Genomic DNA, 6064 nt, shown 5'->3' with positions numbered 1-6064 from the left:
TTTTGCCTTTTCTGGGCTGATGCTTTTCATAGCCAAGGTGGTCGGTCAGCTCACCATTTAACGCCGCTTCTACCGTGATTTTTTTGAGCATTCGTGAAAACTGATTAAGGTCTTCTGGGGTTTTTAAGGTTTTGGCAAATTCCGCTGCCAAGGCGTGGAGTTGTTTTTCGTTCATAATAAAATACCTGTGTCTAGATGTATTATCTCCAGAAACAGGTATTTACACAAATTATGGGAGAGGCTCCGACATTGTTCACAAATTTACACTTTATCTTACCTTTCCTTGTTATTAGCTATGATACAGGCAAATAACAAGGAGAGAACAATGAGCTATTTTGAGCCTTGTAAATACTGTGGTAATCACCACTAGTTAATTTTGCTTATTTAAAACAACCAAATATAAGGGCAGGTTAAGATACCAGCCTTTATTTTATGTAGAACAGGGCAATGCCTTTCGACTAAAAATGCAAGGCGTAATTATTGAAATATGCGGTTTCAATCCCTTTAGAGCGGGGGAGCTTTCGACTAAATATATTTAATTTGAATGCTTGTTCTTGTATCTGCATCTAATCTCTCTTTTTAGCTGTTGTGACTTTTCTTGATTTTTTACTGATAATGCAGAGTCTTTCAATATCCATTTCATTAAAGATCTTGTTGATTCAAGTTTCCCTTTTTCTCTAATTAGAAAAATAATTTCAGAAATATCAATAATTCCTTCAGAATAATTCCAAGCAAGTTCAGTCAATTTATATTCTAAGGTTCTTCTTTTCATAATAAATTCCTTCTTTTTATAGAACAGGCTCTTGAACCTCTTTAGAAGTCTTATCCCTTTGAACTTGAATTTTCATTTTTTGTAAAATCTTGAAAATTTCTTCATTAAATTGATTATCCGCTATCATCTTCCAGTAGATTTTCTTTGGAAATCCCCTTTCATCTATAACTCTTATGCTTCTAAATCCAAATTCATCAAGAGTCTTTTTCATTGATGGAACTGTGGAAGACTGATAATGATTTCGTCTCAATCCCTTTAGAACAGGGCAGTGTCTTTCGACCGATGCAAGGGATTGTGAGTGATCCAAGATCAGGGTCTCAATCCCTTTAGAACAGGGCAGTGTCTTTCGACAAAGGGATGGAATCATCATACCGCTTGGATTATATGTCTCAATCCCTTTAGAACAGGGCAGTGTCTTTCGACATATAACGTCTAGCATATCCATTCCAAATTTCCTGTTGCGTATTTTGTGCCAAAGAAAAATCCCAAAAGCGATGAATTTTGTGGTTTTTTGCTAACTTACCAAAATCGCCTGTTGATTCTTGTTCATTGGTAAAGAAAATACTGTAACCAAAGATATTCATCTCTAAAGATTGCGTATCATTATTTTGATAGATATTGCTATCGTAATCACACACAATAATGCGATCTTTTTTAGCTAATAACTCGCCAATTTTTACTTGATCGCTTGAAATGAGCGATCTATTTTCTTTGTAAACTGGGAAGTAATTATTTAGCTCGCAGTTGCCTTTTGAATAATCCACCTCTTGCACACTTTCTGTATGTTGAGTGAGATCCAAGCGTTGTAATTTTGTTTCTTCTAACTGCTCAAATAAACTCTTACGCAATGCCGCAAATTTATCTTTATCCATAAATTGCTCAGGGGATGCTTCTTTTAAGGCAATCCCTAAACCAGCCAAGCCATAAGTATTTTGAATAAACCATTGATTTAGTTCTGTTTGAATCTGCTGAATAGTATTTTTTACCTGCTCGGTATTCGGGGCAATAATTAAAAATTTCCCTGCTGCATTCATCACTTGGCTTGTCGCTGGTAAGCCACATTTCTCTAATAGTTTCAAGGAAGCTAATTCAGTAAAGAGTGACACTTGGAAAGAGCGTCCACGCAATAATTTTGCGGATTGTTCATTCGTTTTTTTACCACCTGAAAAAATGAAATCTTGAATACCGAAGAAATCCCCTTGAACCAATAAAATAGGTTGTGAATTTTGTTTATCCGCTAAGGTGAGAGCCACATAAAACGCCGATGTAATTTTGGCAAAATCATAAAATGAAATTGTTGCATCATATTGGCTTGGAATATTAGCGGTGTAGCACTGCAATAGCGTATCAAAATGGTCTAGCCATAAAGATAGATTTTGAGCGTGAGCTGTTGGAATGGCATCAATGCCTTTCACAAATCCCTCTTGCCATTCCACATTTTTAACGGATTCCTCAGGAAAAATAGAAGATGGGCTTAATGGTTTGCTTGCATAAGCGTATTGCAAATTTGTTTTGGTTTTATTCTTTAGCGAAATTTGCTCAAACATTGCCATAAGCTGAGAATGATTTTTCGAGAGAGGCTCATTACCTAATGCAAGTTTTCTCGCTTCTAATAAGGTTTCATCATTGGCGGATAGTTGAGAAAGTAGAGGTTTAAGAGCGCTAGGAAGTTTTTGGGATAAATACTCAAAATTGCTTTGAGATAAAAGTATTTGAAGATCGGAAAGTAATGCAAAAAGAGATAATTGGATTGGCTCAGTTGAATACATAATATTTTTCATAATACGCACCTATTTTTTTCAGTGGGGTTGATTACGGTAATTAATATTGAATAACCAGAGTTCAAATTGCATATGCGATAGAATAAATTGATAAATGGAGAATAGTGAAAAATACAAATTTGTAAAATTGAGAAATAACTTTTATTTATATCAATAAACTTATCTTCTTACTTTCTTTCACTATCATATTTCATAAAATTTTGCTAAATTTAACCGCACTTTTTTGTCATAAAATAACCTTGAGAGGATATGAAATCTGTTTCGATTGTGGGGTTGGGGTGGTTAGGTTTACCTCTTGCCCGTCATTTAAAAAATTTAGGTTGGGAAGTTAAAGGCACAAAACGCACCCATGAGGGCGTGGAGCAAATGCGTTTAATTCGATTGGAAACCTATCATCTTGAACTTACCCCTGATATTAATTCTGATCCTGATGATTTAACCGAGTTACTTTCTGTTGATGCATTAGTGATTAATATTCCACCAAGCCAATATTTTTTCCATTTACAACATTATGTACAAGGCGTTAAAAACTTAGTTAACGAAGCCTTACTACATGGTGTTCAGCATATTATTTTCATTAGTTCTACTTCGGTATTTCCAGATATTTCTGCTGAATTTGATGAGAGTAGTCACTTTGAACCTCAGTCAGAAATGAGTAAAGCATTACTTGAAATTGAGCAATGGTTATTTGAATTGAAAGATGTTGATTGCGATATTATTCGTTTTGGTGGGCTTATTGGCGCAGATCGTCATCCCGTTTATTCTTTAGCAGGAAAAACAGAATTATCCGTTGGGAATACGCCAATTAATTTAGTACATATTGATGATTGCGCTAGGGCGATTCAGTTGCTATTAGAAACGCCAAGTTATCAGCGTTTATATCATTTAGTTGCTCCACAACACCCTACTCGAGCAGAGTACTACGGGCAGATAGCGGAAAAATTAGGCTTAGAATTACCGCACTTTATTTGTTCCGAGCAAGATCCGCAACGTATTATTTTGGCTGATAAAATTTGCCAAGAACTTGGGTTTGTCTATCAATATCCTGATCCTTATTTAATGTTACCGACAAGAAAATAAAAATATTGAATTGCATTTTTAGTCAAAAAAATGCAATAATATGCATATTCTATTCATTATGTAATACACAAATAAGAAGGTCATAAATGTCAAACACAATTTTACAACATCTCCCAATTGGTCAAAAAGTCGGTATCGCTTTTTCTGGCGGTTTAGACACAAGTGCGGCATTACTTTGGATGCGTCAAAAAGGTGCAGTGCCTTATGCTTATACGGCAAATTTAGGTCAACCAGATGAAGATGATTACAATGCTATTCCTAAAAAAGCCATGGAATATGGTGCTGAAAATGCAAGATTAATTGATTGTCGTAGCCAGTTAGCTCATGAGGGGATTGCTGCAATTCAATCTGGTGCTTTCCATGTTTCAACAGGTGGCATTACTTATTTTAATACCACGCCTTTAGGTCGCGCAGTGACTGGTACAATGCTAGTTTCTGCAATGAAAGAAGATGACGTAAACATTTGGGGCGATGGTTCTACTTTCAAAGGTAACGATATTGAGCGTTTCTATCGTTATGGTTTATTAACTAATCCAAATTTAAAAATCTATAAACCTTGGTTAGATAATCAATTTATTGATGAGCTTGGTGGTCGTCATGAAATGTCTGAGTTTTTAATCGCTAATGGCTTTAACTATAAAATGTCCGTGGAAAAAGCCTATTCCACAGACTCCAATATGCTAGGTGCAACCCACGAAGCAAAAGATTTAGAATTTTTAAATACAGGTATCAAGATTGTGAAACCTATTATGGGCGTGGCTTTCTGGGATGAAAATGTAGAAGTAAAAGCAGAAACTGTAACTGTACGCTTTGAAGAAGGTATCCCTGTAGCACTAAATGGTAAGACGTTCTCTAATGCAGTGGAGCTATTCTTAGAAGCAAACCGCATTGGTGGTCGCCATGGTTTAGGGATGTCCGATCAAATTGAAAACCGTATTATTGAAGCGAAATCTCGTGGTATTTATGAAGCGCCGGGCATGGCATTATTCCACATTGCTTATGAGCGTTTGGTTACAGCTATTCATAATGAAGATACTATTGAGCAATATCGTATTAATGGTTTACGTTTAGGACGTTTATTATATCAAGGTCGCTGGTTTGATCCGCAAGCATTAATGTTGCGTGAAACGGCACAACGTTGGGTTGCTCGTGCAGTGACAGGTGAAGTCACATTAGAGTTACGCCGTGGTAATGATTATTCCATTTTAGATACATCATCAGCAAATATGACTTATCATCCAGAGCGCTTAAGTATGGAGAAAATTGAAAATGCGCCTTTCAATCCTGTAGATCGTATCGGTCAATTAACTATGCGTAATCTGGATATTATAGATACAAGAGATAAGTTGGGGATTTACACAAATACAGGCTTGTTGACTGTAGGTAAAGATTCCATGTTGCCACAACTAGATAAAAAGTAGATTTTTAAAATTTTGCTAGAGTTAACCGCACTTTTAAGTGCGGTTTGTTTTTGTTAGAATTATGCGCCTTAAAAATGATGCTATCTCAGAAAATGGATAAGTTTGTTAATGAAAAATTTATTTTCTTTTCCTAGTTTTTACCAATTGCATTCTTATGATAAACGTTTTTTAAAACGTTTAAGATCTCGTATTCGTTATTATTTTTATCGTTTAACCTGTTTTGCAGAGTGTCAGATTTTTGTTGATTACTTAAATCAAAATCCTCTTTGGACTCCTATATTTACTCAGTCTTATTATCGTTGTAACGCAGTACTGAGAAAATATTGCGATAATCGTTTTAGTAAAAGACTGAGAGTTCAAGCAATTATGGATAATTTTTCGATTGCCGAACAAGTGTTTGGTCATAACCTCTCGCAAGTATTAGTCAAAAAAAATGAGATTTTATTGTCGGAGTTAACAGACGAGCTAGATTTATATTTAACGATTAACAAAATAGATCCTTTTGAAGGGTTCTTTGCCATGGATATTCGTAACAAACAGGGCAAACACCTTTATGATTCTGCGTTTTCTTTTATAACGGGTAATAAATTATTGATGACCTCAATTCAAGGGCCTAGTGGTGATAATGCTCAAGAATTAGTGAAGTTCACAACTAAGCAACTACATGGCGTGCGTCCAATGTTTATGTTGGTAAATGCCTATAAATTACTAGCTCAGACGTTAGATTTGGAGCTGTTGGGCATTGCCCATAAAAACCAGGGAAAATATCGCTGGAATGACAATGATCGCTTACTTTTTAATTATGATGATTTTTGGCAAGAAAATGGGGCATCTTTAAATGCTCAAGGCTATTGGCAATTGCCTTTAGAAATTGAACGTAAGCCATTAGAAGATATTCAAAGTAAAAAGCGTTCTATGTATCGTAAACGTTATGAAATGCTTGATACAACAGCACAAAAAATAAGAACATTTTTTATAAAAGAAAATCTGAATAAATAGACCGCTCTATT

At 35.3% G+C, this 6064-nt stretch carries 6 protein-coding genes and 1 pseudogene; 3 read left to right on the top strand and 4 right to left on the bottom strand.

What is annotated here, in order from left to right; genetic code table 11:
* From B0186_RS11500 to cas10, 4 genes and pseudogenes are all read right to left on the bottom strand, one after another.
* A pseudogene (locus B0186_RS11500) lies at nt 1–175 on the bottom strand (IS256 family transposase); the annotation flags it as partial.
* A 360-nt stretch (nt 176–535) separates the two neighbouring features.
* On the bottom strand, nt 536–772 hold the full coding sequence (locus tag B0186_RS04660) for a hypothetical protein (protein WP_078218233.1): 237 nt from the start codon (nt 770–772) through the stop codon (nt 536–538).
* A gap of 16 nt (nt 773–788) precedes the next feature.
* On the bottom strand, nt 789–983 hold the full coding sequence (locus tag B0186_RS04655; RefSeq protein ID WP_078218232.1) for a hypothetical protein: 195 nt from the start codon (nt 981–983) through the stop codon (nt 789–791).
* A 187-nt stretch (nt 984–1170) separates the two neighbouring features.
* Entirely contained in the window at nt 1171–2553 is a 1383-nt protein-coding gene (cas10, locus tag B0186_RS12200) for a type III-A CRISPR-associated protein Cas10/Csm1 (protein WP_407919726.1), read from the bottom strand.
* A 249-nt stretch (nt 2554–2802) separates the two neighbouring features.
* On the opposite strand from cas10, the gene B0186_RS04645 reads away from it, so the two are divergent.
* The 3 genes from B0186_RS04645 to B0186_RS04635 all read left to right on the top strand — a co-directional run bounded on the left by B0186_RS04645 (nt 2803) and on the right by B0186_RS04635 (nt 6053).
* A complete protein-coding gene (locus tag B0186_RS04645) occupies nt 2803–3633 on the top strand; it encodes an SDR family oxidoreductase (RefSeq protein ID WP_078218231.1) in 831 nt (276 codons plus the stop codon).
* 86 nt (nt 3634–3719) lie between these two features.
* Nucleotides 3720–5054 (top strand): argininosuccinate synthase, encoded by a 1335-nt coding sequence (argG, locus tag B0186_RS04640; RefSeq protein WP_078218230.1) that lies wholly within the window; start codon nt 3720–3722, stop codon nt 5052–5054.
* Between the two features lie 108 nt (nt 5055–5162).
* Nucleotides 5163–6053: a VirK/YbjX family protein gene (locus tag B0186_RS04635; RefSeq protein ID WP_078218229.1), complete on the top strand. Its 891-nt coding sequence runs from the start codon at nt 5163–5165 to the stop codon at nt 6051–6053.
* Nucleotides 6054–6064: the final 11 nt, after the last annotated feature.

Origin of the sequence: Canicola haemoglobinophilus, from assembly GCF_002015075.1 — a bacterium.
In the GTDB taxonomy this organism is placed as follows: domain Bacteria; phylum Pseudomonadota; class Gammaproteobacteria; order Enterobacterales; family Pasteurellaceae; genus Canicola; species Canicola haemoglobinophilus.
Note: the sequence above shows the minus strand (reverse complement) of the source record. Positions and strands in the feature narration are given on the sequence as shown.